We start from the raw sequence: 26,630 nt of genomic DNA, 5'->3' as shown, positions 1-26,630 counted from the left end.
GGCGCCCGGTGCGGATCGTCCCGGGCGCCCCATGAGGTTTTCACAGCGGCGCCCATGACAGCTGTCATGCGGTTTTCACGAGCTTTCACCATGGCTGCGGCCCAGGTCGCGGTGATGTCATTGGTCTCGCACGGGAAATCGCCGCACAGCCGGCCACACCTTCTGAAGGACACTGGGGACCACTGAGATGCCACGAGACACTCGAAGCCCGGACGGGGCGGTAGTCGAGTTCGAGAACGTGAGCAAGACCTTCCACTCGCCCAAGGGCCCGGTCCACGCCGTCAACGGCCTGACCATGTCCCTGCAGCCCGGCCAGACCATCGCCTTCCTCGGCCCGAACGGCGCCGGCAAGTCGACGTCGCTGAACATGCTGCTGGGCCTGAGCCGGCCCGACTCCGGCCGGGTCGCGCTGTTCGGCGGGACCGCCGCCGCGGCCATCAAGCACGGCATGGTCGGCGCGATGCTGCAGTCCGGCGGCCTGATGAGCGACGTGACGGTGCGCGAGCAGGTCGAGCTGTGGGCCAAGCTGCACCCGCGGCCGATCCCGGTCGCCGAGGCGCTCAAGCGGGCCAACATCGCCGACCTGGCCGACCGCCGGGTGGACAAGCTGTCCGGCGGGCAGCAGCAGCGCGTGCAGTTCGCGATGGCGATCATCGGCGACAGCCCGCTGATCGTCCTGGACGAGCCCACGACCGGGATGGACGTGGAGAACCGCCAGGCGTTCTGGGCGACCATGCGCGAGCGCGCCTACGAGGGCAAGACGGTGCTGTTCGCCACGCACTACCTGGAAGAGGCGGACCAGTTCGCCGAGCGCGTCATCGTCATCAACAAGGGCCGGCTGCTCGCCGACGGCACGGCGGCCGACATCAAGGCCAGCGCCGGCGCCAAGCGGCTGTCGTTCCGGCTTCCCGGGGTGCAGGACGCGGTGCTGTACCGGCTGCCGAACCTGGTGAACGTGGAGCGGCAGGCGGACATCGTGCGGCTGCAGACCTCCGACTCGGACGCCACGCTGTACGCGCTGCTGGACGCCGGTTACCGGCCGGCGGACATCGAGATCCAGGCGCTGGGTCTGGAGCAGGCCTTCCTGGCGATCACCGCCGAGGACAACTCCGTCGGGGACACCAACACCGAGACCCTGGAGGCGGCGCGATGAACGCGACACTGACGCTCACCAAGCTGGACGTGCTGCGGGTCATGCGCAACGGCCGGTACCTGATCTTCGCGATCGCGATGCCGGCGGCGCTGTACCTGATCATCGGCAAGCAGAGCACCCAGGCCGACGGGGTCGACTTCAAGGCCTACTACATGCTGGCCATGGCCACCTACGGCGCGTTCGCCGGGGCCCTGATGAACAACTCCATCCGGATCGCCACCGAGCGCAAGTCCGGCTGGACCCGGCAGCTGCGGCTGACCCCGCTGCCGGGCTGGGGCTACGTCTTCGCCAAGGTGGTCACCTCGCTGGCCACGACCATCCCGTCGGTGCTGGTGGTGTTCGGCATCGGCGCCTTCCTGAACCACGTCGAGATGCCGGCCTGGAAGTGGGTCGCCAACGCGGTGATCCTGTGGCTGGTCTCGATGACCTTCGTCTCGCTGGCGGTGGCGATCGGCTACCGCTTCGACCCGGAGACCGCGCAGCCGGCCGTGATGCTGACCTTCTTCCCGATGGCGATCCTGGGCGGCCTGTGGTTCCCGCTCGGCGGCACGCTGGAGAAGATCGGCAAGTGGTTCCCGACGTACCAGGCCCACAAGCTGGGGACGGACATCCTGTCCACCGGCAAGGTCTCGATGACGTCGATCGCCGTGGTCGCGGCGTGGGGCGTGTTGTTCGCGCTGCTGGCGGTGCTCTCGTACCGGTCGGCGAAGGAACAGTGACGAATTGCGGAGGGACCCCCTAGGGGAGGCACGATACGGAGGTGATGGACGTGTGGAGCAAGCGGTCGGCCGAGGGGCCGTCGGCGACGGCCGAGGAGGGGATGGCCGGCGCTGCGGAATGGGCCGACCGTTTGGCTTACTTGGACTCACCTCCGAAGATGCGGCATCCGCGGGTGGGACAGCCGGGCCGGTACAAGTGGCTGTTCGCCGCGGTCTGGCTGTTCTACCTGATCGACCCGGTCGCGAAGGTGGCCGGGTCGCACCACGCGCCGGGCTTCAAACTGCTGGTCTACGGCGTGGTCGCGGTGTTCGTGGTGGCGTACTGCTGGCTGGCGAACGCGGTGTATCCGAAGACCGGGTCGGTCGGCGTGGTCAACGAGGCCCCGCGCGGGGTGCTGCCGATTCTGGTGGTCATGGCGTCGATCGCGCTGGTGACGAGTCTGTGGATCTACCCGGACCTGGCCGTCATGTGGGTGTACGTCGGCGCGGGGGCGGGCCTGGGCCTGTCGATCCGGAACGGCGTGGCCTTCCGCGGCGTCCTCGTGGCGCTGGGCCTGATGACCGTCTGCGTCCTGGTCTCCAGCGACCTCCGCTCCTTCTCCACCTGGCTGACCCTGTCCTTCCCGATCTTCTTCGCCGGCATGTCCACCCTCGGCATCCGCCAGATGGCGCTGCTGATCGGGGAACTGCGCGAAGCCCGCACCCAGGTGGCCCGCCTGGCGGCCAACGAGGAGCGCCTACGCCTGGCCCGCGACCTCCACGACCTGACCGGCCACTCCCTGGCGACCATCACCCTGAAGGCGGAACTGGCGCAGCGCATGATGGCCAAGGCCCGCGACGCCGCCCCGGACGGCCCCACCCCGCGCCTGGACGCGGCCCTGAAGGAGGTCGAGGAGATCGAGCAGGTCTCCCGCCAGACCCTGACCGACATCCGCCAGGCCGTGAGCGGCTACCGCCGCGCGACCCTCGCGGTGGAGGTGGCCTCGGCGCACGCGGCCCTGGAAGCGGCCGGCATCAAGCTCGACGCCTCCCCGGAGGTGGCCGCCGCCACCGGCGAGTTCGACGCCGGGAGCGAAGCCGCCCTGGCCTGGAGCCTGCGTGAAGCGGTGACGAACGCGATCCGCCACAGCGGCGCCGACCGGGTCGAGGTGACCCTGGTCCGCAGCGGCGAGGAGATGGTCCTCACCGTGCGCAACGACGGCCGCGGGCTGGCCGCCACGATCGGCTCGACGGACGACTGCGGCGGCCACGGCCTGACCGGGCTGCGCGAGCGGCTGGACGCGGTCGGCGGGCGGCTGTCGGTGGGCGGGAACGATGGGGACTTCCGGTTGGTGGCGGCGGCGCCGGCGCGGGCGAGTGCGGGGTAGATCCGCATCCGCCGCACCGCCTCCCGCCCCGCCCGACGATAGGTTGGCCCCATGACCGACGCCTCTCCCGATGTCGTCCGCCTCCTGCTCGCCGAGGATCAGGCCATGGTGCGCGGTGCCCTGGCGACGTTGCTCAACCTCGAGGACGATCTCGAGGTCGTCGCGGAGGTGGGCCGCGGTGACGAGGTGCTCGCGGCGGCGAAGGCGGCTGATGTGCGGGTGGCGTTGCTGGACATCGAGATGCCGGGGATGTCGGGGCTGGATGCCGCCGACGCCTTGCACCGGGCGCTGCCGGATGTGCGCATCATCATCCTGACCACGTTCGGGCGGCCCGGGTTCCTGCGGCGGGCGATGGAGTCCGGGGCTTCGGCGTTCCTGGTGAAGGACGCTCCGGTGGCCGAGTTGGTCGCGGCCATCCGCAAGGTGCTGCGGGGGGAGCGGGTCATCGATCCGGATCTGGCGGCCGCCGCGCTGGCCGCCGGGGAGAATCCGTTGACGCCGCGGGAGCGCGATGTGCTCGGGGCCTGCGCCGACGGGTCGACCATCGCCGACGTCGCGCGGCGGCTGCACCTGTCGGAGGGCACGGTGCGCAACTACCTGTCGGCCTGCATCCAGAAGACCGCCGCCCGGAACCGCACTGAGGCGGTCCGGGCGGCGCAGCAGCGGGGCTGGTTGTAGAGCAGAGGCGGGTCTACCGCCTCGGCATCACTTCTTCGGCAACGTCGCCAGCAGTGCGCCGGCCACCTGATTGTTCAACCCGACGCCCTTCATCTCGGCCATACCCAGCGGTGCCGCGATCTCTTCCGAGAAGAAGTAGCTGACCGAAGCCTGGTCGTCGTCGACGGTGAGGCCCGGGCCGCCGCTCATGCCACCGCTGTAGTAAGTCCACCTGACCTGGTGCCCCTGCAGCGTCGCAGTGCCCTTGGTGCAGTGGGAGGCGTCGGCCGTGCACGTGGTCGGAGTGCCCCCGGAGTTCCCCGGCACATAGTGCGTCACGGAAACATCGAGTACCGCCTGACCCATATTGAACTCCGCGGCGTAGCCATTCATCTCCGCACCCCGGAACAGCTTGAGTTCCGCAGCGTATTCGGCCGGCAGCGCGGCCTTGATCGCGGCCAGTACCGCCGCGTCGGCGACCGGATCATGGGACGCCGTCGGGAACGAGGGATCCTTTCCCGAGCCCGGAGGCGAGAACACCTTCGAACCCGTCGGCGGGCTGACCGGGATCCTGCCCGGGAGGCTGCGGCCCCCGTCGGAGCTCGGGACCGGCCCGGTTCCGGTGCTGCCGGGGCCGATCGCCGGTCCGCTCCCGGCCCTCGCCGGCTGCCCGGACCCGAACCCGCCGAGCGTCACCACCGCCCCGACCACCCCGGCCAGCGCGAGTGCCGTCCCGCCGCCGCTCATCACGGCGCGCCGCCGCCGCTGCCGGTGTCCCAGCGCCCGGGCCCGTTCCGGCAGGCCGCCGACCGTCGGCACCGTCTCCGGCGCCACCGCGGCGAACAACCTCCCGACATCTGTCTCCTCCATCTAGGCCTCCTCAGCTCCCGATGAGATCCAGCGCCTGGTCCCCCAGGACCGAGCGCAACTGGTGGAGACCACGGTGGGTGTGCGACTTCACCGAGCCCGCGGAGATGCCGAGCGCGTCGGCGGTCTCCTCGACGCTCCGGTCCTCCCAGAACCGCAGCACCAGCACCGCGCGGTAGCGGGGCGTGACCTTGGCGAGCGCGGACAGTAGAGTCAAGCGGACGTCGCTGGCAATACCAGTGCCAGCGACGTCCGGAACCGCCGCGCTCAAGATCTCCTGCTTCCGGCGACGCCGATAGGTGTCGACGTAAGTGCGGAACAGGATCCGGTGCACATACCCGTCGATCTGCTCGACGCGCTGGATCCTGTTCCATGCCGTGTACACCTTCGCCAGCGCGTTCTGCGTCAGGTCCTCGGCCAGGTGCCAGTCCCCGCACAACAGGTACGCCGTACGCAGCAGCCTGTGCTGCCGTGCGAGGACGAACTCGTCGAACTCCCGCTCACGCGCTTCCCGCATCCGCCGCTCCCTCCGTGGTCACCCCACTGACGAAGCGACGGACGCGGGGGGTTGCGTCAGCGGCCGAACACGTTGTCAGCGCTCAGATGTGCACGGCCTTCGGGGCGTCGGCGGAGACCCCCGCCCGCCGATGATCGATCCGGAGATGCTGACCGACCGCCTCGTCGGCATCCTGCTCGACGGTCTGCGCGCCGGCGCCGCGAACCGCCCGCTGCCCGGCGAGCCGGCGGTGTTCAGCCCGCTGGACCCCGACGACCGCGCGGCCGTCGAGCGGGCCATCGCCGAGGAGAACGCGCGCAGAGGGCTGCGGGGCTAGGCCCCGCGCAGGGACCTCGCCGCCGCAGCTTCAGAACCGCAGGGTCGGGTGGCTCAGAACGCGAACACGTCCCCGGTCGCCTTGGCCGCCCAGCCGCCGTTGGAGAACCTGTGGCTCCACGCGACCTTCCGGCCCTCCCACGTTCCGGCCGCCTGGACCTCCACCGGCGCTTCGAGGGCCGGTGCCATCCACGCCGGGTGGACGGCCAGCTCGTCGAGCCGGCCGTGGACCGCGGCCAGCTCCTGGCAGGCCGAGGTCGCGTCCTTCAGGCCGCCGGCGCCGTGGATCACCGGTGTGGCGCCGTGGGCCGTGGTCGTCGTACAGAGCAGGTAGGCGGTGTGGGTCCGGCCGTGCGGGGAGTCCACGCGCTTGAGGTGCACGGCGCCGAGCACGTGCACGGTGAACCGGGGCGCGGCGTGAGCGGTGCGGTGGGCGGTGGTGGCTTGAGCGGAGGCGGCGCCTGCGGACAGCGCGGCGACGGACAGGAACGCGGTGGCGGTGACGGCGGCCAGTCGGCGCATCGTCGGTCCCTTTCTCGAGGGCCCCGCCGGCCGCGGGATCGGCCGGCGTGGAGCACAGACCAGCGTCCCGCGAAACGTGCCCCCGAAAGTGGAAGACCCGCCGGAAATCACCATCCGGCGGGTCTTCTTTCAGATATCAGACCAGTGTCGCATATCGGGTCATTCAGAGGTCAAATGACTCGACGCGTGATCAGCGCCCGCTTCACCTCGGCGATGGCCTGCGTGATCTGGATCCCGCGCGGGCACGCCTCGGTGCAGTTGAACGTGGTCCGGCAGCGCCACACGCCCTCGCGGTCGTTCAGGATCTCCAGACGCTCGTTCGCCCCGTCGTCGCGGGAGTCGAAGATGAACCGGTGCGCGTTGACGATCGCCGCCGGGCCGAAGTACTGCCCGTCGGCCCAGAACACCGGGCACGACGTGGTGCACGCCGCGCACAGGATGCACTTGGTGGTGTCGTCGAAGCGGTCGCGGTCCTTCTGCGACTGGATCCGCTCGCGCGTGGGCTCGTTGCCGTGCGCGATCAGGAACGGCTTGACGTCGCGGTAGGCCTGGAAGAACGGCTCCATGTCGACCACGAGGTCCTTGAGCACCGGCAGGCCCTGGATCGGCTCGACGGTGATCGGCTTGGTCGGGTTCAGGTCCTTCACCAGGGCCTTGCACGCCAGCCGGTTCTTACCGTTGATCCGCATGGCGTCCGAACCGCAGACGCCGTGCGCGCAGGAGCGGCGGAAGGTCAGCGACCCGTCCTGCTCCCACTTGATCTTGTGCAGCGAGTCCAGGATGCGGGCCGTCGGGTCCGCGGTGACCTGGTAGTCCACCCAGTGCGGCGCGGAGTCCACTTCCGGGTTGTAGCGCCGGATGCGGACCGTGATGGTCATCATCTGGACGCCGGCCTTGCCGGATGCGGAGGTCTCAACGTGCTCTTGTACGGCGGTGCTCATCAGTACTTACGCTCCGTCGGCTGGTAGCGGGTCACGATGACGGGCTTGTAGTCCAGGCGGATCTTGTAACCGCCCTCGCCGTCCTTCTCCCGGTAGGCCATCGTGTGCTTCTGCCAGTTCACGTCGTCCCGCGTCGGGTAGTCCTCGCGCGCCTGCGCGCCGCGGGACTCGGTGCGGTTGCGGGCGCCCAGGACCAGGATCTCGGCCAGGTCGAGCAGGAAGCCCAGCTCCACGGCCTCCAGCAGGTCGGTGTTGAACCGCTTGCCCTTGTCCTGGACCGCGACGTCCTGGTACCGGCGCTGCAGCTCCTTGACGTCCTTCTCGGCCTGCGCCAGCGTCTCGTCGTTGCGGTACACGCCGGCGTTCTGGTCCATCGTGGTCTGCAGCTCCGAGCGGATCTGCGCCACGCGCTCGTGGCCGGTGGAGGTGCGCAGGCCCTCGACCATCGACACCACGGCCTGCTCCGGCTCGGCCGGCAGCGGCTTGAGCTCGGCGTGGACCGTGTACTCGGCGGCGTTGATGCCCGCGCGGCGGCCGAAGACGTTGATGTCCAGCAGCGAGTTGGTGCCCAGGCGGTTGGAGCCGTGGACCGACACGCAGGCCACCTCGCCGGCCGCGTACAGGCCCTTGACGACGGTGTCGTTGTCGGCCAGCGCCTCGCCGGCCACGTTGGTCGGCACGCCGCCCATCGCGTAGTGCGCGGTCGGGTACACCGGCACCAGCTCCGTGGTCGGCTCGACGCCGAGGTAGGTGCGGGCGAACTCGGTGATGTCCGGCAGCTTCTCCTCGATCTGCTCGGCCGGCAGGTGCGTCAGGTCCAGGTAGACGTAGTCCTTGTTGGGACCGGCGCCGCGGCCGTCGCGCACCTCCAGGACCATGGAGCGCGCGACGATGTCGCGGGGCGCCAGGTCCTTGATGGTCGGCGCGTAGCGCTCCATGAAGCGCTCGCCGTCGGCGTTGCGCAGGATGCCGCCCTCGCCGCGGGCGCCCTCGGTGAGCAGGATGCCCAGGCCCGCCAGACCGGTCGGGTGGAACTGGTAGAACTCCATGTCCTCCAGCGGCAGCCCGCGGCGCCACACGATGCCCATGCCGTCGCCGGTCAGGGTGTGCGCGTTGGAGGTGGTCTTGAAGACCTTGCCGAAGCCGCCGGTGGCCAGGATGACGGCCTTGCCGCGGAAGATGTGGATCTCGCCGGTGGCCAGCTCCAGCGCGACGACTCCGGCGGCGTGCTTGGTGCCGTCCGGGTCCTCGTGCAGGAGCAGGTCCAGGACGTAGAACTCGTTGTAGAACTCGACTTCCTGCTTGACGCAGTTCTGGTACAGCGTCTGCAGGATCATGTGGCCGGTGCGGTCGGCGGCGAAGCAGGACCGGTGCACCGGCGCCTTGCCGTGCTCCTTGGTGTGGCCGCCGAAGCGCCGCTGGTCGATCTTGCCCTCGGGGGTCCGGGAGAAGGGCAGGCCCATCTTCTCCAGGTCCAGGACGGCGTCGATCGCCTCCTTGCACATGATCTCGGCGGCGTCCTGGTCGACCAGGTAGTCGCCGCCCTTCACGGTGTCATAGGTGTGCCACTCCCAGTTGTCGTCCTCGACGTTGGCCAGCGCGGCGCACATGCCGCCCTGCGCCGCGCCGGTGTGGGAGCGGGTCGGGTACAGCTTCGTCAGCACCGCCGTGCGGCTGCGCTTGGAGGACTCCAGGGCCGCGCGCATGCCCGCGCCGCCGGCGCCGACGATGATGGTGTCGTAGGTGTGGATCTGAGGTGCCATGCGCTCGCCTAGCCCTTGATGTTCGGGTCGAACGTGAAGATGACCAGGGTGCCGAGGAAGATCGTCAGCACGGCGGCCGTGTACAGCAGGCCCTTGAGGATCGCGCGGGTGCGGTCCTTGTCGGCGTAGTCGTTGATGACGGTGCGCATGCCGTTGGTGCCGTGGATCATCGCCAGCCACAGCTGCAGCAGGTCCCAGAACTGCCACCACGGGGAGGCCCAGCGGCCGGCCACGAAGGCGAAGCCGATCTTCTCCACGCCGCCGTCGGTGACCATCATGATGAACAGGTGGCCGAGCACCAGGAAGACCAGCAGGACCCCGGAGGCCCGCATGAACAGCCAGGAGTAGAGCTCGAAGTTGCCGCGGGTGACCTTGCCCGGTCCCTTGCGGGTGCGCATGCGCTGCGAGCGGCCGGGGTTTCCCGTACGCGGCGGCTCGAGGGAGACGTGAGTGCTCATGACCGGCTTACCACCCGAACCACTCGTGGAAGGTGTGCTGCATCATCGGCTCCAGGAAGCCGAGCATGAGCACCGCCCACAGACCGACGACGAACCACAGGAGCTGGCGCTGGTACTTCGGCCCCTTGCTCCAGAAGTCGATCGCGATGATCCGCAGGCCGTTGAAGGCGTGGAACATGACGGCGCCGACCAGGCCGACCTCGAGGAGGTTCACCACGGGGTTCTTGTACGTGCCGATGACCTGGTTGTACGTGTGCGGACTGACGCGGACCAGGGCCGTGTCGAGCACGTGTGCGAACAGGAAGAAGAACACGAGGACGCCGGTGACGCGTTGCGCGACCCAGCTCCACATGCCTTCCCGGCCGCGGTAGAGGGTGCCCTTGGCGCCCTGAGCTCCGCTTGCCATGCCCAGCCTCTCAGGTGAAGTAGCTGACGAGACGACTACCGCTACCTCCCGCAACGGTCGTGACATGCGGCCAGGCTTCGGTGCCAGCGGTCATGCTAACGATCATCAAATGGACAAAAGGGACTCGCAAGCCGAGTGTGACCAACCCCTCAAGGCCCGGACGCCGAATGGGTAGCGTTCGGCCTTGTGAGGGATTTGCCAACGTTTTCGTTGGCTTAAATATCCGCCCGTCCTCGCAGGTTGCGGCGCGGTAACGACCGCCGGTGCCGATGGCTATTGCGGAAAGTAGAACACGTTATTACGGTGCCCCTACACCGGAAGCTGACAGCCCGTCAGGAAACTCGGCCGGGAGGCGCTCGCATGTCTGTTTCGACCAAGCCCGCGATCCCGGTGAACCGGGACTTCACCGATCCGGACCTGTACGAGGAGCGGATGCCGTTCGAGGAGTTCGCCGAGCTCCGGCGGACCGCGCGGCTGTGGTGGTGCGCGACCCCGGACTCCCAGCAGCCGTTCGGTGACGACGGGTACTGGGTGGCCTCGCGGCACGCGGACGTCAAGTACGTCTCCACGCACCCGGAGCTGTTCGCCTCCTCGCCGAACACCGCCCTGGTGCGCTTCGGCCCCCGCGTCACGCGCGAAGACCTCGACATGCAGAAGGTCATCATGCTGAACGCCGACGCCCCGGACCACACCAAGATGCGCAACATCGTCCAGCGCGGCTTCACCCCGCGCTCGATCAACGCGCTGGAGTCGGTGCTCAAGGAGCGCACGCGCCGGATCGTGGCCGAGGCGGTGGAGCGCGGAAGCGGGAACTTCGTCACCGACCTGGCCAGCGAACTGCCGCTACAGGCGATCGCCGACCTGATCGGGGTGCCCCAGGAGGACCGCTGGAAGCTGTTCGAGTGGTCGAACACCATGACCGGCTACGACGACCCGGACCTGAACGTCAGCGAGGAGGACGGCAAGAACGCCTCCATCGAGCTCCTCGTGTACGCGATGGGCCTGGCGGCGCAGCGCCGCGAGCACCCCGAGGACGACATCGTCACCAAGCTCATCCAGGCCGACCGCGGCGACGGCTTCGGCAAGCTGAACGACGACGAGTTCGGCTTCTTCGTGATGATGCTGGTGGTGGCCGGCAACGAGACCACCCGCAACGCCATCACGCACGGCATGCGGGCCTTCTTCGACAACCCCGCACAGTGGGAGCTCTATAAGAAGGAACGGCCCAAGACCGCCGCCGACGAGATCGTCCGCTGGGCCACCCCGATCATCTCCTTCCAGCGCACCGCCGCGGCCGACACCCTGCTCGGCGACGTCGAGGTCAAGGCCGGCCAGCGAGTGGTGATGCTGTACTCGTCCGCCAACTACGACGAGACCGTGATCGCCGCCCCCCACACCTTCGACATCACCCGCGACCCCAACCCCCACCTCGGCTTCGGCGGCGGCGGCCCGCACTACTGCCTGGGCGCCAACCTGGCGAAGATGGAGATCAACCTGATGTTCGAGGCGCTGGCCGACCTGGCGCCGGGGCTGGCCCCGGACGGCGACGTCCGGCGGCTGCGGTCGGCGTGGATCAACGGGATCAAGGCACTGCCGGTGCGGTACGCGTAGGGGGCTTCCGGGCTCAGGCCTCGGGGCTCAGGCATCGGCGAGCGGGCTGCTCATCAGGGAGACGGTGAGTTCCAGGCCGAGTGCTGTCGCGAGCTTGTCCAGCGTCTCCAGGGTCGGGTCTGGTCCAGATCGTGTCCGCGGACTCATGGCCTGCCTCGCAGCGGAAGCGCGGCGAGCCACTCGCGCACTTCGGGTTCCAGCTCGATGGTGTACGGCATCGAGCTGTGGTTCATACGGTCAACCGTATCGCCACCCGGGGCGGGTGGTTGAACCACGGCGTCACGGCATCGTGGCACCATGACCACTCCGAGGTGACGCAAAACTCAGGCCGACCCGTTGGTGCCCTTAAGAGGTACCGAATACCCTGCGGTCAAGGAGGCCGCGTACCCTCGCCGCGAGCCCCGTAGCCTTAAGGAGCCCGAAGGTGTCATCGCTGAGCGAGTCCGGCCTGCCGATCGAGTCCGTGTACGGTCCGTCCGCGCTGACCGGCTGGGATCCGGCCGCCAAGCTCGGCGAGCCCGGGGTCTATCCGTTCACCCGCGGGGTGTACCCGACGATGTACACCGGCAAGCCGTGGACGATGCGGCAGTACGCCGGGTTCGGGACCGCGGCGGAGTCCAATCGGCGCTACCACCAGCTGATCAATGCCGGGACCATGGGTCTGTCGGTGGCCTTCGACCTGCCCACGCAGATGGGCTACGACTCCGACGAGCCGATCGCCGCCGGCGAGGTGGGCAAGGTCGGCGTGGCTGTCGACTCGGTGGAGGACATGCGGGTGCTCTTCGACGGGATCCCGCTGGGCGAGGTGTCGACGTCGATGACGATCAACGCCCCCGGCTCGGTCCTGCTGCTGATGTACCAGCTGGTCGGCGAGGCGCAGGGGGTGCCGTCGGGCAAGCTGACCGGCACCATCCAGAACGACATCCTGAAGGAGTACATCGCGCGCGGGACGTACATCTTCCCGCCGAAGCCGTCGCTGCGCCTGGTGTCGAACGTCTTCCAGTACTGCCACCGCGAAGTGCCCAAGTGGAACACGATCTCCATCAGCGGTTACCACATGGCGGAGGCCGGTGCCACGCCCGCACAGGAGATCGCCTTCACCCTGGCCAACGGCATCGAGTACGTCCGCGCCGCGGTGGCTTCGGGGCTCGACGTGGATGACTTCGCGCCCCGCCTGTCGTTCTTCTTCGTGGCCCGCACCACCCTGCTGGAGGAGATCGCGAAGTTCCGCGCGGCCCGCCGCATCTGGGCCCGCGTGATGCGCGACGAGTTCGGCGCCAAGAACCCCAAGTCGCAGATGCTGCGCTTCCACACCCAGACCGCCGGCGTCCAGCTCACCGCGCAGCAGCCGGAGGTCAACCTGGTCCGCGTGGCCCTGCAGGGCCTGGGCGCGGTGCTCGGCGGCACGCAGTCCCTGCACACCAACTCCTTCGACGAGGCCATCGCCCTGCCGACGGAGAAGGCCGCCCGCCTCGCGCTGCGCACGCAGCAGGTGATCGCGTTCGAGTCGGACGTCACCAAGACCGTCGACCCCCTGGCCGGCTCCTACGCCATCGAGGCCATGACCGACGAGGTCGAGACCGCGGCCCTGGAGCTGATGGCCCGCGTCGAGGACTTCGGCGGCGCCGTCGCGGGCATCGAGGCCGGCTTCCAGAAGCAGGAGATCGAGCGCTCGGCGTACCAGATCACCCAGGAGATCGACAGCGGGAAGCGCACCGTCGTCGGCGTCAACAAGTACACGGTCGACGTCGAGGAGCCCTACGAGCCGCTGCGCGTGGACCCCGCGATCGAGGCCCAGCAGGCCGAGCGCTTGGTGAAGCTGCGCGCCCAGCGGGACAACGGCGCCGTGACGAAGGCGCTGGACGCGATGAAGCGCGCGGCGGAGTCGGACACGGAGAACGTGCTGTACCCGATGCGCGAGGCCCTGGCCGCGCGGGCCACCGGCGGCGAGGTCAGCCACGCACTGCGGGCGGTCTGGGGGACGTACGTGCCGGCGGACGCTTTCTAGGCGACAGCTTCCCGAATACATACGCGTTCCCGAACACATACGCGCCGCCTCGATCGACCGGTACCGGCCGATCGAGGCGGCTGTGCGTTCACGCGGTTGCGGCTAGCTCATGTGCCGCGCGAAGAACCGGGCCGCGCTGTCCACCTCGAACCACGGAGTGCCCTTGTGCCCGCCGAGGTTGGCGTGCAGCGTCTTCTCCGGGCTGCCGAAGGCGTCGAACACGTCCAGGACCGGCTGCCGTTCCATCCCTTCGTCGTCCCACTGCATGAGGTACAGCAGCGGGATCGTGAACTGCCGGGCCTCCTCGACCAGTGCCGCGGGTACGAAGCTCTGCGCGAACAGGGTGGCCGCCGCGATGCGCGGCTCGACCAGCGCCAGCCGGATGCCGACGGAGTTCATGCCCTCGTACCAGACCGGGCCGCCGATCTCCGGCAGCGCGGACAGGGCGTCCAGAACGGCCCGCCACTCCGGGACCGCCTTCTCGACCAACGGCAGGATGAAAGCGTCGATGATCGCGTCGATCGGTTCGCCGGCCTCCAGTGCCCGGCGCAGATCGGCGCGGTGCTGCTCGTCGACCGCGGACCGGGGCCGGTCGCCGTGCCCGGGCAGGTCGATGGCGGCCACCGCGTAGCCGTACTCCGCGGCGAAGTGGCGGGCCCGGGCCACCAGCCGGGGCAGGCGCCTGTGCAGGCCGCCGGGGTGGCCGCTCAGAACCAGTGGGGCAGGTGCGGACGCGGATCCGGGCGTCCACAGGATGCCGGGGACCTCGCCGAGGGTGAATTCGCGTTCGACGACGCCGTCGTCGAGACGCTGTTCGGCTGTGAATTCCATGGTCGTGCCTTTCGGGAATGCGCGTGGAACGGCGCTCCCGGACGGCCTACGACTGCCCGACCGTGACCCCGGAAAGGAGCACCCATGTCGATGTGTTCACGGGTACCACCTCCTCGGTCTCCTGCACGGTCCCGGCGAAAGTAGCGCGGCCCCCGGCGTCCGGGCAACCCCGATCGGCCGTCTCGTGCTCTAGGTAGGGCGGAAGGGGGTCGCGATGCCCGAGAGCGGCACAGACAAGAACGCCGGGGCCGGTGCCCAGGCCGACGCCGACGCCGAGTTCCAGGCCTACATGGCGGCTCGGTGGCCGGTGCTGGTGCGGACGGCTTATCTGCTGACGGGGGACCGGTTTCTGGCCGAGGACCTGGCGCAGACCGCGCTGACGCGGGTCTACGCGTCGTGGCGGCGGGTGCGGCGGGCCGACGACGTCGACGCCTACGTGCGGCGGGTGCTCGTCAACGCCAACTCCGGACGGTTCCGGAAACGGCGCGTGGCCGAGCACCTGGTGGCGGCACCGCAGGACGGGCGTTCGCACGTCCCGCACGAGCCGCTCGCCCAGCGCTCCACGGTGATGGCGGCGCTGGCCGAACTGCCGCCGCGGCAGCGGGCCGTGGTGGTGCTGCGGTACTGGGAGGACCTCTCCGAGCGGGAGGTCGCCGCGGTGCTGGGCTGCTCGACCGGCACGGTCAAGAGCCAGTCCTCGAAGGCGCTGGCCCGGCTGCGGCACAGCGCCGTGCTCGTCGATCCCGAGTCGATGCTGGCGGAATCTGGAAGGAAGGATGCGGAATGAACGACGAGTCAGAGCGTGAGGGACTGCAGGGGGGACTGCATGGCGCGTTCGACGCGGCGGTCTCGGGGTTGGTGATCGGCTCCTCGCCGACCGCGGAGGTCATGCGGGACGGCGCGGTGCGGCGGACGCGGCGCCGGCTGGCGGTGACGTCCGGGGTGGCGGCGCTGGCGGTCCTGCCGGTCGCTGCGATGGGCGTCTTCGCGGGCGGCCACCCCGCGAAGGGCAGGGTGGTGAGCGCGGCGTCGAGCCCGACATCGAGCCCGACGTCGAAGGCGAAGGACGCGGCCAACCCGCCGCCGATCGTCGTGCCCACGCCGCTGCCGGCGCCCGGGAAGGGGAACCCCGCGCTGCCGAACGACAGCGTCGTGGTGCTGGCGAGCGGAACGCAGGACGGGCAGCACTGGCGGCTGGTCCGTGACCACTATGTGGTGGCCGGTCCGGAACCGGCGAACGTCATGGGCGACCCCAGTTCGCGGCCGCACCTGCCGTACGCGGCCAACTGGGACAAGCCGGGGACCATCGAGTGCGATTTCACCGCGGTCCAGTGGGGCGACGCGGCGCCGGGCGAACCAGGCGACTTCCTGGCCGGCGGCGGGTGCAACCCGACCGACGACGGCTCGATCACCAGGATCTTGGGACGGTTCGCCGAAGGCAGCCCTCCCCAAAGCAATCCGGTGAACACGCCCGCCTACACCGAAGGCCGGATCGACGGCGCGGACGCGGCGTACGTCACCGTGCACCTCGACGGCTGGAGCTCCGGGAAGCAGCCGGTCATCGAGGTTCCCGGGGAGCAGAACGACTACTTCATGGTGATGGTGCCGGGCTCTGCGCTTTCCTACAAAAACGGGGATGTCACGGTGTACGACGCACACGGCCGTGTGCTCGGAACTCAGAAGTACCCGGGCCCGATGTTCGGCACTTCGGTCCCCAGCCCGACCGCCAAGTAGCGGTCCGACGCCACCGGCGGTGCGGTCTCAGGCCAACTCGACTGACCTGAGACCGCACTACCATGGTGGCAGATCTGCGAGCGCAGATCGGGGATCACTGCAGAGCGTTCCGATCGGCGGCGTCAATGGGTGTCAGCATGGGGTTCGGCAAGTACGGCCGGCGCGTCGCGGCCAAGGCCAAGCGCGAGGTCACCGGGATGTTCCGGGCCAAGCCGTACAACCCCGGGCACCCCGTCCCGGCGGCCCGCGCCGTCGCGCCGGCCGAGCACGTCGCCGCCGCCGGGGAGCCGGTCTGGTCGCCGAAGTCCGGCGGCACCTGCGCCAGCAGCGACGTCGAGGGGCGCGTGCGCGTCTACGCCTCGGCGAACAGCGTGAACCTCGGCGCGGGCATCGATTTCATGGTGTCGGTGAACCCGCCGCAGCCGTACACCGTCGAGGTGTTCCGGGTCGGGGCCGAGGATGTCAGCGTCCTGAAGACCGAGGCGCTGGAAGGCGTGCCGCAGGAGTGGTCGGCGCTGGATCTGTCGACCCGGACCATCACCTGCTCCTGGACGCCGAGCTGGCACCTGGACGTGCCGGCCGGCTGGCGCAGCGGGATTTACGTCGCGAAGCTGCGGACCGAGGACGGCTTGCAGACGTGCGTCCCCTTCGTGGTGCGCGACGACGCGCAGAGCCACGACATCCTGGTCGCGCTGCCGTTCCCGACGTACCAGGCGTACAACGAGTACCCCAAGGACAAGAAGACCGGCGCGAGCCTGTACTACGCCTGGGAAGACGGCAAGATCTACACCGAGGGCAAGGCCGCGACGAAGGTCAGCTTCGACCGGCCGTACCACGTCACCGGGCTGCCGGCGAACTTCGACCTGGACACCGCGTTCGCCAAGTGGGTCGAGACCTGGGCCGCCGAACAGGGCAAGAGCGTCGGCTACGCCGACAGCGCGGACCTGCACGACGGGACCGTGGACCCGACGCGTCACAAAGCCCTGATCTTCCCCGGGCACGACGAGTACTGGTCGGCGCAGATGCGCGACGCGCTCGACAAGGCGATCGCCAACGGCGCGCACGTCGCGTTCCTCGCCGCGAACAACGTCTACTGGCGCATCCGGCTGGAGGACGGCGGCCGGACGGTCGTCTGTTACAAGAACCGCCCCGACCCCGGCGCGGCGTCGGCGAACGAGCGCACCGCGCAGTGGCGGCAGACGGGACGGCCGGAGCAGGAGGTGCTCGGCGCGCAGTACGTGTCGACGCTGAAGGGGACCGCGCCGCTGGTGGTGGACAACGCGGGCCACTGGTTCTGGGAGGGCACCGGGGTCCGGGACGGGGAGCAGATCCCCGAGCTGCTGTGGGGCGAGTGCGACCAGGTGCAGCCGTGGGTTCAGAGCCCCGAGGGCGTCGAGATCCTGGCGGCGTCGCCGTACACCGGGCAGGGGCAGCCGCGGATGCAGCACACGGTGGTGCACCGGACGCCGGCCGGCGGGCTGGTGTTCGACGGCGGCACGTTCCACTGGGCGAAGGGGCTGTCCGCGCACGGGATCGCCGACTCGCGGATCCAGCGGGCGACCGCGAACCTGCTGGCGCGAATGCTGGGGGCGTAGGGGAGCAGGGGGAGTAGCCGGCGCGTCCTCGACCGCCGCCGGCCCGGCCGCCCGGCCTCAGTACCGAATCAAGATCCTGTCATCCCGGCCGTCGGGCCCCGGCGCGAAGTCGACCGAGGGCGGCGGCACGCCGTCGAGGCCGCCGACGTCGGTGCCGTGCAGCGACGCCTCGGCGATGGCGGCCCGCATCCGCGGCGACCACAGATCGGCGCGGAACAGCACCTTGCGATAGGCGGCCGGATCGACCAGGCCGGCGTGCACATCCAGGCTGGTGGCGAAGTCGGTGGCGGTCAGCGGCTCCACGAACGCGGCATCGGCGGCGAACCCGGCGGGCAGCCCGTTGCCCGCGAAGGGCCGGTCCAGCGAGAGCGCCCGAGCCCGCCGCACATCGGCGATCGGCCACGGATTGGCCGCGATGTACGCCGCGAACGGCAGCACCACCAGCGTCGGAAAACCCGCCGCCAACGGCCCGCGCACGACGAAGGGCACATACGCGCTGCGCCCCCGCAACGCCATGACGGACAACAGCGGAGCCTCGACGGTGAAGCGCGCGACATACAGGCCCGGCGGCCACGACTCGGGGATGTCGAGCAGGAGCGAGGGCTCCCAGTCGCACCAGGTGAGGGGGACGCCGAGATCGCCGGCCGGGCCGCCGGTGCCGATGGCGTTGATGCCGTCGCGGCCGGGCCGCTGGCTGCTGCCGGCTGTCGCGCCCGCGCCACGCTCGGAATCCCCGCCCGAAGTGCCGAAGCCGCTGCCGGCTGTCCCCTCGCTGCTGTCGAAATCGTCGCGCACCGGCTTCCGCTCGCCGCCGGCCGGGTCACTTTCGCCGCTGCCGACCGCCTCGTCGCCGCCGAAGCCGTTGCCCAAGTCATCGCCCAAGCCATCGCCCAAGCCGCCCCCGAAATTTTCGCGCGTCGACCGCCACCCGCCGCCCGCCACCCCGGGCCAGTCACCGAACCTGGCGTCGAGCCCGCCTCCGCTGCCGTCCTTCGCCGCCGTCACCCGCACCCATGTCAGTGCCGCGCCGTCCTGGTCCTCGCCGACGAAGCGCACCGCGGGCGTCGGCACCGGCGTGCCGATGCGGCGCACGGCGACCGAGCACGCGGCGCCGCTGGGCACCGAGACGCGGAACTCCATCGTGCCGCCGGCCGGGGCGCTCGGGGCGGAGGCGTAGGCCTGGATCGCGCGGCGGCCGCCGGGCAGCGGCAGCCGGGGGCTCGGCAGTCGGGGGGGCCTGCGGGTCTTCACAATCCGTCACCCTGGCATGGCTAGGTCGGAGAAACGCGTTCCTACCCACATGGGCCATGGGGCAATCCTCCTATCGGGTCAGAAAATCGCGATCTTCTTCACCCGATCAGCGCATCATTTGACAGACCGCCCCCACAGTCACCGCCTGCGGGCCTACCCTTGGGCAATGGACCAGGCTCACCAAGCGCCGGTCGCGAGCGACTCGGCCTCCGCATCGGATCAGCACGCGCACGTCTCGGACGTGCTCGACGTGGTGGGTCACCTCGTGCCGGAGCTGGTCCTCTTCCGGCGGGACCTCCATGCCAACCCCGAGCTGAGCCGTGCCGAGTTCCGGACCACCGCGGCCATCGCCGCGCGGCTGGAGCGGGCCGGGCTCGCGCCCCGGGTGCGCGGTGTCGGGACCGGTCTGGTCTGCGACATCGTCCCGGCGGGCAGCGAGAAGCTGCCCTTCCTGGCCTTCCGGGCCGACATCGACGCGCTGCCGGTCGAGGAGGCCAACGAGCTCGACTTCCGCTCCCGGGTCCCGGGCGTCATGCACGCCTGCGGGCACGACGTGCACACCGCCGTGGTCCTGGGCGCGGGCCTGGCCCTGGCCGAACTGGCCCGCGCCGGGCGGCTGACCCGGCCGGTGCGCCTGGTCTTCCAGCCCGCCGAGGAGGTCATGCCCGGCGGCGCGCTGGACATGGTGGCCGAGGGCGCGCTGTACGGGGTCAGCAAGATCCTGTCCATCCACTGCGACCCGAAGCTGGACGCCGGCCAGGTGGGCCTGCGCACCGGGCCGCTGACCGCGGCCTGCGACATGGTCTCGCTGACCCTGGACGGCCCCGGCGGCCACACCTCCCGGCCGCACCTGACCGCCGACCTGGTCTACGCCCTGGCCTCGATCGTGGCCGAGGTCCCGGCGGCGCTGTCCCGGCGCATCGACCCGCGCGCCGGCCTGTCCCTGGTCTGGGGCCAGATCGCGGCCGGCAGCGCGCCGAACGCGATCCCCGGCCACGGCTCGGCCAAGGGCACCATCCGCACCCTGGACCAGGACGCCTGGAACCAGGCCCCGGACGTGGTGCACGAGCTCATCGACGCGATCGCCGCGAAGTTCGGCGTCAAGCACACCCTGGACTACGTGCAGGGCGTGCCCCCGGTGGTGAACGAGGCCGAGTCGGTGGCCCTGCTGCGCACCGCGGCCTCCCGGGCCCTGGGCGGCGAGGCGGTGGTCAGCACCCCGCAGTCCCTGGGCGGCGAGGACTTCGCCTGGTACCTGCAGCGGGTCCCCGGCGCCATGGCCCGGCTCGGCGTGCGCACCCCCGGCGACAAGGCCGTGCGCGATCTGCATCAGGGGACGTTCGTGGCCGACGAGGGCGCGATCGCGGTCGGCGTCCGGATGCTCGCCACCGCCGCGCTGTGCGACTGGATCAGCTGAGCGCCCAAGGCGAAGCGGCGGCGAACCCGAAGCGGCGCCGCCTTAAAGGAACCTCAACGCCCGGGTGTCGCGGGGCGGACCGTTGAACAGCACATCGACCAGGCGCTGAACGCGTTTCAGCACCTGATGCCCCTTTCGTCCCTTTCGCCGCCGCTTGGTGCGTGCGCCCCGTAATCCCCCGGCGGCGTCGTGCGATCATGCCGAAAATGATCGCCTGTTCCGGGATCACAGGTGTATTGCGATGTGGCCCCGCAAGCGCTGAACTGACTGACCAATAGGTACGGCCTGCTTACGCTGTCTACCGTCGTCCACATTGTGGCTGTCTTATCGAAAGATCTGGAGGGGGAGCCGTGCGCACCACCAACATGACCAGGATCGCCGCCACCGCGGCCGTGGTGGCCCTGGCCGCCGCGGGCTGCGGCTCGAAGTCGACCGCGGGTTCGAGCTCTTCGAGCACGACCGGTTCGACGACCTCCGCGTCGTCCTCGTCCTCGTCCACCTCGGGCGGCTCCGCCTCGAACGCCAACTTCCAGGCGTGCATGGTGACCGACACCGGCGGTATCGACGACCGCTCGTTCAACGCCTCGGCCTGGAAGGGCATGCAGGACGCGCAGACCGACGGCAAGGCCAAGGTGAAGTACGTCCAGTCGGCGACGGAGAACGACTACGTCACCAACATCACCAGCCTCGAGTCGCAGAACTGCAACCTGATCGTCACGGTCGGCGGCCTGATGGCCGACGCCACGGACAGCCAGGCCGCGGCCAAGCCGGGCCAGAACTTCGCGATCGTCGACAACAGCTCGGCGGACAGCAAGACCAACAAGCCGGTGCCGAACGTGCACGGCATGGAGTTCAACACCGCGCAGGGCGGCTTCCTGGCCGGCTACCTGGCCGCCGCGTCCTCCAAGTCCGGCGTCGTGGCCACCTGGGGCGGCATGAACATCCCGCCGGTGACCATCTACATGGACGGCTTCTGGGAAGGCGTCCAGTACTACAACAAGGCCAAGAGCAAGAGCGTGAAGGTCCTGGGCTGGGACGAGACCAACCCCAGCAGCGGCACCTTCTCGAACTCCTTCACGGACACCAACAAGGGCAAGTCGATCACCGACGGCTTCATCAACCAGGGCGCCGACATCGTCTTCCCGGTCGCCGGCGGCGCCGGGCGCGGTGCCACGGCCTCGGCCAAGGCCGGCAAGGCCAAGGTGATCTGGGTCGACAGCGACGGCTGCGTCTCGGACAACGAGGACTGCTCGGTGTTCCTGGCCTCGGTGACCAAGGGCATCGAGACCGCGGTGAAGAAGACGGTCGAGGACGCCGCGGCCGGCAACTTCAAGGGCGGCACCCAGGACGTCCTGGACCTGTCCAACGGCGGCACCGACCTGGTGTACGGCCAGCAGCTGGGCTCCTCGATCCCGTCGGACCTGCAGACCGAGATCACGAACCTGAAGTCGCAGATCACCGCCGGCACGATCAAGATCACCTCGCCGTCCCAGCCGAAGTAACACCCTTTCGAGAAGCGATCACGACCGATGCGACTGGAACTCCGTGGCATCACCAAGACGTTCGGGTCGGTGGCGGCGAACTCCGCCATCGACCTGACCGTCGAACCCGGTGAGATCCACTGCCTGCTGGGCGAGAACGGGGCCGGCAAGTCGACCCTGATGAACATCCTCTACGGTCTGCTGACCCCGGACTCCGGGGAGATCGTGGTCGACGGGGAGACGCGCGAGTTCAAGTCGCCGCGTGACGCGATCGCGGCCGGGATCGGCATGGTGCACCAGCACTTCATGCTGGTCCCGGTGTTCACCGTGGCCGAGAACCTGGTGCTGGGCAACGAGGAGGCGCGCGGCGGCCCGCTGGGCTGGCTGGACCGCCGCAAGGCCAAGGCCGACGTGAAGGAGGTCTCGGCGCGCTACGGCCTGCCGGTGGATCCCGACGCGCTGGTCGAGGACCTGCCGGTGGGCGTGCAGCAGCGCGTCGAGATCGTCAAGGCCCTGATGCGCGACGCCGAGGTGCTGATCCTCGACGAGCCCACCGCGGTGCTCACCCCGCAGGAGACCGAGGAGCTGTTCACGGTCATGCGGGGGCTGAAGGCGGCCGGCAAGTCGGTCGTGTTCATCACCCACAAGCTCAACGAGGTCCGGGCGATCGCCGACCGGATCACGGTCATCCGCCGCGGCGCGGTGGTCGGCAGCGCCGAGCCCACCGCCTCCGCGCGCGAGCTGGCCTCGCTCATGGTCGGCCGCGACGTGCGGCTGGTCGTGGAGAAGGAGCCGCGCGAGCCCGGCGAGGTCGCGCTGAGCGTGAAGAACCTGAAGGTGACCGACGACCGCGGCTTCCTGGCCGTGGACGAGGTCAGCTTCGAGCTGCACGCCGGCGAGGTCCTGGGCGTCGCGGGCGTGCAGGGCAACGGCCAGACCGAACTGGTCGAGGCGCTCACCGGTCTGCGCGGCGCGACCGGCTCCGCGGAGCTGTTCGGCAAGCAGCTGGTCGGCGCCACGCCGCGCGCGGTGCTGCGCCAGGGCCTCGGGCACGTCCCGGAGGACCGGCAGCACGACGGCCTGGTCCCGGACTTCTCCATCGCCGAGAACCTGGTGCTGGACCAGTACGACAACAAGCCCTTCGGCGGCCTGCTGACCCTGGACCTGGACGCGATCGGCAAGAACGGCGCCGACCGGCTGGCCGAGTTCGACATCCGCGCCGAGTCCGAGCGCACCCCGGCCGGCGCGCTGTCCGGCGGCAACCAGCAGAAGGTGGTCGTGGCGCGCGCGCTGCAGCGCGACCCCAGCCTGCTGATCGCCTCGCAGCCCACCCGCGGCGTCGACGTCGGCGCGATGGAGTTCATCCACAAGCGGATCATCGAGCAGCGCGACGCCGGCAAGCCGGTGCTGATCGTGTCCACCGAGCTGGACGAGATCACCGCGCTGTCCGACCGGATCGCGGTGATGTACCGCGGCAAGATCGTCGGGATCGTGCCGCCGGACACCACCAACGAGGAGCTGGGCCTGCTGATGGCCGGCAGCACGCTGGACGAGGCACAGGCCCCGACCGCGGCTGTTCCGGAGGCGCGCGGACCGGTCGACGACGTGCCGGCCGACGACGTGCCGGACGCGGTGTCGGATGCCGTGCCCGATGAGGAACCGGTGGTCGAAGCACCCGCCGCCGCCGAGGAGAGCAGTGAGACCGCCGATGAGTAACGAGTCGGAACTGCGACGCGAAGCGTCTCCTCAACGGGCGGTGGAAGGAGACGGACGGGCGAAGCGCGTACTCGTCGGGATCAGCTCCGCCAACACCGTCACCGTCACGATCCTGGCGTTCGTGCTCTCGGTGGTGATCGGCGGCATCCTGATGATCGTCTCCGACCAGCACCTGCTGACCGAGTGGGGCTACGTCTTCAGCAAGAACTGGAGCGATGCGCCGAGCGATTCCTGGAACAAGGTCGCCAACGGCTACATCGCGATGTTCCACGGCGCGATCTACGACCCGCACGCCAAGCAGGCACTGCGCCCGATCGAGAACACCATCGTCGAGGCCACCCCGCTGGTCTTCGCCGGGCTCGCGGTGGCGCTGCCGTTCCGCGCCGGGCTGTTCAACATCGGCGGCCAGAGCCAGCTGATCATCGGCGCGGTCTTCGCCACCTGGGTCGGCTTCTCGATCTCGGCGCCGATGCCGCTGCACGTGCTGCTGGTCATCATCGCCGGCATCATCGGCGGCGCGCTGGTCGGCGGGCTGACCGGGCTGCTCAAGGCCCGGTTCGGGGCGCACGAGGTGATCAGCTCGATCATGCTGAACAACATCGCGCTCGGCGTGCTGGCCTGGCTGATCAAGACCAAGGCCTTCCACGACCCGAACCGCCAGGACGCGATCAGCAAGCCGGTCAAGAGCACCGCGCTGCTGCCGGCGGTCTCCGGCAGCAGCCCCGAGGTGAACCTCTCGACGGTGCTGGCGATCCTGGCCGTGCTGCTCATCTGGTGGCTGATGACCCGCTCGACGCTGGGCTTCCGGCTGCGCGCCCTGGGCTCCAACCCGGACGCCGCGCGCACCGCCGGCATCTCGGTCTCGCGCAACCAGGTCTACGCGATGCTGCTGGCCGGCGGTCTGATGGGACTGGTGGCCGTGACGCAGATCAGCGGCACGCTGTCGGCCTCGCACGCCATGACCGCCACCCTGGACAACGGCTTCGGCTTCACCGGCATCACGGTGGCGCTGCTGGGCCGCGGCAAGCCGGTCGGGGTGGCGCTGGCCGCCCTGCTGTTCGGCGCGCTGGACGCCGGCGGCGTGGTCATGGAGGCCGCGACGACGCCGACCGTGCCGCATGACGTGGTCACCGTGGTGCAGGCCGTGATCGTGGTCTTCGTCGCCGCCCCGAAGCTGGTGCAGGAGATCTTCCGGCTGCGGGACGTGCGGCGCAACGGCCACACGGTCACGCCGTCGGTCGCCCCGGCCTCGGCCGTCGACTCCGCGGCGGAGGCGGTGTGATGCTCCCTCCGACGTACGTTCCCGAACCGGCCCAGGCGGCCTCGAAGGCGGAGGTCAACTGACATGGCCGTAGCGACGATCGCCCCGGCGCCGGCCGCGATAGCCGGCGGCACCGAGGCGGACACCCGGCGGTACACCGCCGGGGCCACGCAGATCATCATGGGCCTGGTGGCCCTGTTCGGCTTCGGCCTGGGCACCCGCACCGCGCACGGCGCCAGCACCACCTTCGGGATGACGCTGGTCTCCAAGCAGGGCACGCACGTCCCGGACTGGATCTTCCCGGCGCGTCCGGCGATCGTGGGCCTGGCCGTGGTCGTCATCGCGCTCGGCGCGGCGCGCCTGGCGGTGCAGCTGCCCCGGCGCTGGCGGCTGATCGCGACCTCGGTGGTCCTGTTCTGCTTCACCTTCGCCTTCATGGCCTGGAGCGCCGCGGACCCCAAGGGCGGCGAGCGGCTGGTGCTGCCCTCCGTGCTGGACTCGATGGTGATCGCGGCGGTCCCGCTCGTGCTCGGCGCCCTCGGCGGCGTCGTGGGCGAGCGCTCCGGCGTGGTCAACGTCGCGATCGAGGGGCAGCTGCTGTTCGGCGGCTTCATGACCGCGCTGGTCGGCACGGCCACCGGCAGCCTGTGGATCGGCGTGATCGCCGGCGTCCTGTCCGGCGCGCTGATGGGCCTGCTGCTCGCGGTGCTGGCCATCCGGTACCTGATCGAGCAGGTCGTGCTCGGCGTGGTGCTGAACCTGCTGGCCCTGGGCGTCACCGGCTTCCTGTTCAAGTCGCTGATGCAGACCAACCAGAACTCGTACAACAACCTGACGCCGTTCACCACGGTCCGGATCCCGGGGCTGGCCTCGCTGTGGGTGATCGGCCCGGTGGTGTTCGACCAGCCGCTGATCGTCTACATCACCGTGTTCCTGGTGGTGGCGGTGCACGTGGGCCTGTTCCACACGCGCTGGGGCCTGCGGACCCGGGCGGTCGGCGAGCACCCGGCCGCCGCCGACACCGTCGGCGTCAAGGTGCTGCGGCTGCGGTACCGCAACGTGATGATCGGCGGGGCCTTCGCGGGCCTGGGCGGCGCGTGGCTGGTCGGCAACGTCGGCAACTTCACGGAGAACATGACCAACGGCAAGGGCTTCATCGCCCTGGCCGCGGTGATCTTCGGCCGCTGGTCGCCGTTCGGCGCGCTGGCCGCGGCGGCGCTGTTCGGCTTCACCGACGCGCTGGCCAGCCAGACCTCGTCGTTGCAGCTGCCGATCCCCTCGGACCTGCTGACGACGCTGCCCTACGTGGCGACGCTGTTCGCGGTGGCCGGCCTGATCGGCCGGGTGCGGGCGCCCGCCGCCGACGGCAAGCCGTACGTCAAGGGCTAGACGGTTGATTCCTGGGAGTACCGGCGCGCTGTATCCGTTGGCGCCTTCGGCGCATTGTCTGATCAGCGGCGCCTGGCCGCCCCGGCGGACCACCCACAGCCAACCAGGCTGAGGGAGGTCGTCCGGGTCGCCCATGCTTGCTGCTGAGCCGTTTCGCAAGATTGTTTGTCAGGTGCGGTGCTGCTTGCCGGACCCCCAGGAATCAATCGTCTAGACGAACAACGAAGGCTAACCTGATCCGATGAAGACCGAGATCGACTGGGCCGCCCTGCGCACCGCCGCACGAGAGGCTATGGCGCACGCGTACGTGCCGTACTCGAAGTTCCCGGTGGGCGCGGCGGCCCTGGTCGACGACGGCCGGATCGTCAGCGGCTGCAACGTGGAGAACGCCTCGTACGGCCTGACGCTGTGCGCGGAGTGCGGGCTGGTGTCCGCGCTGCACGCCTCCGGCGGCGGCCGGCTGGTCGCCTTTGCGTGCGTCGACGGCGCCGGCGCGGTCCTGATGCCCTGCGGGCGCTGCCGCCAGCTGCTCTTCGAGTTCGGCGGGAACGAGCTGCTGGTGGATCTGGGCCCTGACACCTCTCCGACGACGATGTCGGAACTCCTGCCGCGGGCCTTCGGCCCCGACAATCTCGGCAACAGCTAGGGAAC

At 70.0% G+C, this 26,630-nt stretch carries 25 protein-coding genes; 16 read left to right on the top strand and 9 right to left on the bottom strand.

Annotated features, from left to right (window positions below; translation table 11 throughout):
• The first annotated feature begins 187 nt into the window (after positions 1-187).
• From ABIA35_RS13210 to ABIA35_RS13195, 4 genes are read left to right on the top strand one after another with little or no spacing between them, the layout of a single operon-like run.
• Positions 188-1,153: an ABC transporter ATP-binding protein gene (locus ABIA35_RS13210; protein ID WP_370336982.1), complete on the top strand. Its 966-nt coding sequence runs from the start codon at positions 188-190 to the stop codon at positions 1,151-1,153.
• Entirely contained in the window at positions 1,150-1,872 is a 723-nt protein-coding gene (locus tag ABIA35_RS13205; RefSeq protein WP_370336984.1) for an ABC transporter permease, read from the top strand. Before ABIA35_RS13210 ends, ABIA35_RS13205 begins: the two co-directional genes overlap by 4 nt.
• A 44-nt stretch (positions 1,873-1,916) precedes the next feature.
• Positions 1,917-3,239 carry a sensor histidine kinase gene (locus tag ABIA35_RS13200; protein ID WP_370358166.1) on the top strand — a complete coding sequence of 441 codons (1,323 nt, stop codon included), beginning with the start codon at positions 1,917-1,919 and terminating at the stop codon, positions 3,237-3,239.
• 51 nt (positions 3,240-3,290) lie between these two features.
• A complete protein-coding gene (locus ABIA35_RS13195) occupies positions 3,291-3,917 on the top strand; it encodes a response regulator (RefSeq protein WP_370336985.1) in 627 nt (208 codons plus the stop codon).
• Between the two features lie 27 nt (positions 3,918-3,944).
• Here the strand turns inward: ABIA35_RS13195 and ABIA35_RS13190 are convergent, their stop codons facing one another.
• Both ABIA35_RS13190 and ABIA35_RS13185 read right to left on the bottom strand, forming a co-directional pair.
• Positions 3,945-4,766: a hypothetical protein gene (locus ABIA35_RS13190; protein ID WP_370336987.1), complete on the bottom strand. Its 822-nt coding sequence runs from the start codon at positions 4,764-4,766 to the stop codon at positions 3,945-3,947.
• A 10-nt stretch (positions 4,767-4,776) separates the two neighbouring features.
• Positions 4,777-5,280 carry a SigE family RNA polymerase sigma factor gene (locus tag ABIA35_RS13185; RefSeq protein ID WP_370336989.1) on the bottom strand — a complete coding sequence of 168 codons (504 nt, stop codon included), beginning with the start codon at positions 5,278-5,280 and terminating at the stop codon, positions 4,777-4,779.
• Between the two features lie 130 nt (positions 5,281-5,410).
• Between ABIA35_RS13185 and ABIA35_RS13180 the strand changes: the two genes are divergently transcribed.
• Complete coding sequence (locus ABIA35_RS13180; protein WP_370336991.1) at positions 5,411-5,596, top strand: hypothetical protein; 186 nt, start codon at positions 5,411-5,413, stop codon at positions 5,594-5,596.
• A 53-nt stretch (positions 5,597-5,649) separates the two neighbouring features.
• Here ABIA35_RS13180 and ABIA35_RS13175 read toward each other — a convergent pair whose 3' ends face one another.
• The 5 genes from ABIA35_RS13175 to sdhC all read right to left on the bottom strand — a co-directional run bounded on the left by ABIA35_RS13175 (position 5,650) and on the right by sdhC (position 9,685).
• Positions 5,650-6,117, bottom strand: coding sequence for an SSI family serine proteinase inhibitor (locus tag ABIA35_RS13175; protein ID WP_370336993.1), 468 nt, complete (start codon positions 6,115-6,117; stop codon positions 5,650-5,652).
• A gap of 170 nt (positions 6,118-6,287) precedes the next feature.
• Complete coding sequence (locus tag ABIA35_RS13170) at positions 6,288-7,058, bottom strand: succinate dehydrogenase iron-sulfur subunit (RefSeq protein WP_370336995.1); 771 nt, start codon at positions 7,056-7,058, stop codon at positions 6,288-6,290.
• Complete coding sequence (gene sdhA / locus ABIA35_RS13165; protein ID WP_370336997.1) at positions 7,058-8,821, bottom strand: succinate dehydrogenase flavoprotein subunit; 1,764 nt, start codon at positions 8,819-8,821, stop codon at positions 7,058-7,060. Before sdhA ends, ABIA35_RS13170 begins: the two co-directional genes overlap by 1 nt.
• An 8-nt stretch (positions 8,822-8,829) precedes the next feature.
• Positions 8,830-9,279, bottom strand: a complete 450-nt coding sequence (locus tag ABIA35_RS13160) for a succinate dehydrogenase hydrophobic membrane anchor subunit (RefSeq protein ID WP_370336999.1) — start codon at positions 9,277-9,279, stop codon at positions 8,830-8,832.
• Between the two features lie 7 nt (positions 9,280-9,286).
• Entirely contained in the window at positions 9,287-9,685 is a 399-nt protein-coding gene (gene sdhC, locus ABIA35_RS13155) for a succinate dehydrogenase, cytochrome b556 subunit (protein ID WP_370337001.1), read from the bottom strand.
• 360 nt (positions 9,686-10,045) lie between these two features.
• Here sdhC and ABIA35_RS13150 point away from each other — a divergent pair, with 360 nt between their 5' ends.
• Together ABIA35_RS13150 and ABIA35_RS13145 are read left to right on the top strand one after the other, a co-directional pair.
• Positions 10,046-11,296 (top strand): cytochrome P450, encoded by a 1,251-nt coding sequence (locus ABIA35_RS13150; protein ID WP_370358054.1) that lies wholly within the window; start codon positions 10,046-10,048, stop codon positions 11,294-11,296.
• A gap of 424 nt (positions 11,297-11,720) precedes the next feature.
• On the top strand, positions 11,721-13,304 hold the full coding sequence (locus tag ABIA35_RS13145) for a methylmalonyl-CoA mutase (protein ID WP_370337005.1): 1,584 nt from the start codon (positions 11,721-11,723) through the stop codon (positions 13,302-13,304).
• 102 nt (positions 13,305-13,406) lie between these two features.
• Here ABIA35_RS13145 and ABIA35_RS13140 read toward each other — a convergent pair whose 3' ends face one another.
• Positions 13,407-14,135, bottom strand: a complete 729-nt coding sequence (locus ABIA35_RS13140) for an alpha/beta hydrolase (RefSeq protein ID WP_370358053.1) — start codon at positions 14,133-14,135, stop codon at positions 13,407-13,409.
• 214 nt (positions 14,136-14,349) lie between these two features.
• On the opposite strand from ABIA35_RS13140, the gene ABIA35_RS13135 reads away from it, so the two are divergent.
• From ABIA35_RS13135 to ABIA35_RS13125, 3 genes are all read left to right on the top strand, one after another.
• Complete coding sequence (locus ABIA35_RS13135) at positions 14,350-14,922, top strand: SigE family RNA polymerase sigma factor (protein WP_370358052.1); 573 nt, start codon at positions 14,350-14,352, stop codon at positions 14,920-14,922.
• Complete coding sequence (locus tag ABIA35_RS13130; protein WP_370358051.1) at positions 14,919-15,869, top strand: hypothetical protein; 951 nt, start codon at positions 14,919-14,921, stop codon at positions 15,867-15,869. Before ABIA35_RS13135 ends, ABIA35_RS13130 begins: the two co-directional genes overlap by 4 nt.
• Positions 15,870-16,006: 137 nt before the next feature.
• Positions 16,007-17,464: a N,N-dimethylformamidase beta subunit family domain-containing protein gene (locus tag ABIA35_RS13125; protein WP_370358050.1), complete on the top strand. Its 1,458-nt coding sequence runs from the start codon at positions 16,007-16,009 to the stop codon at positions 17,462-17,464.
• A 57-nt stretch (positions 17,465-17,521) separates the two neighbouring features.
• On the opposite strand, the gene ABIA35_RS13120 is transcribed toward ABIA35_RS13125, so the two are convergent.
• On the bottom strand, positions 17,522-18,715 hold the full coding sequence (locus tag ABIA35_RS13120; protein WP_370337015.1) for a N,N-dimethylformamidase beta subunit family domain-containing protein: 1,194 nt from the start codon (positions 18,713-18,715) through the stop codon (positions 17,522-17,524).
• A gap of 166 nt (positions 18,716-18,881) precedes the next feature.
• On the opposite strand from ABIA35_RS13120, the gene ABIA35_RS13115 reads away from it, so the two are divergent.
• The 6 genes from ABIA35_RS13115 (at position 18,882) to ABIA35_RS13090 (ending at position 26,625) form a co-directional block, all read left to right on the top strand.
• A complete protein-coding gene (locus tag ABIA35_RS13115; RefSeq protein WP_370358049.1) occupies positions 18,882-20,132 on the top strand; it encodes an amidohydrolase in 1,251 nt (416 codons plus the stop codon).
• 350 nt (positions 20,133-20,482) lie between these two features.
• On the top strand, positions 20,483-21,634 hold the full coding sequence (locus ABIA35_RS13110) for a BMP family protein (protein WP_370337019.1): 1,152 nt from the start codon (positions 20,483-20,485) through the stop codon (positions 21,632-21,634).
• A gap of 27 nt (positions 21,635-21,661) precedes the next feature.
• Positions 21,662-23,329, top strand: coding sequence for an ABC transporter ATP-binding protein (locus ABIA35_RS13105; protein ID WP_370337021.1), 1,668 nt, complete (start codon positions 21,662-21,664; stop codon positions 23,327-23,329).
• Positions 23,322-24,611 (top strand): ABC transporter permease, encoded by a 1,290-nt coding sequence (locus ABIA35_RS13100; protein ID WP_370337023.1) that lies wholly within the window; start codon positions 23,322-23,324, stop codon positions 24,609-24,611. The genes ABIA35_RS13105 and ABIA35_RS13100 overlap by 8 nt, the downstream gene beginning before the upstream one ends.
• Positions 24,612-24,674: 63 nt before the next feature.
• Positions 24,675-25,979 (top strand): ABC transporter permease, encoded by a 1,305-nt coding sequence (locus ABIA35_RS13095; RefSeq protein WP_370337025.1) that lies wholly within the window; start codon positions 24,675-24,677, stop codon positions 25,977-25,979.
• A 241-nt stretch (positions 25,980-26,220) separates the two neighbouring features.
• The gene (locus tag ABIA35_RS13090; RefSeq protein ID WP_370337027.1) at positions 26,221-26,625 is read left to right on the top strand and encodes a cytidine deaminase; all 405 of its coding nucleotides are present in this window, start codon (positions 26,221-26,223) and stop codon (positions 26,623-26,625) included.
• Positions 26,626-26,630: the final 5 nt, after the last annotated feature.

This window comes from Catenulispora sp. MAP12-49, assembly GCF_041262705.1.
Classification (GTDB): Bacteria; Actinomycetota; Actinomycetes; order Streptomycetales; family Catenulisporaceae; genus Catenulispora.
The sequence above is the reverse complement of the archived record's forward strand: the minus strand, read 5'-3'. Positions and strand labels throughout refer to the sequence as shown.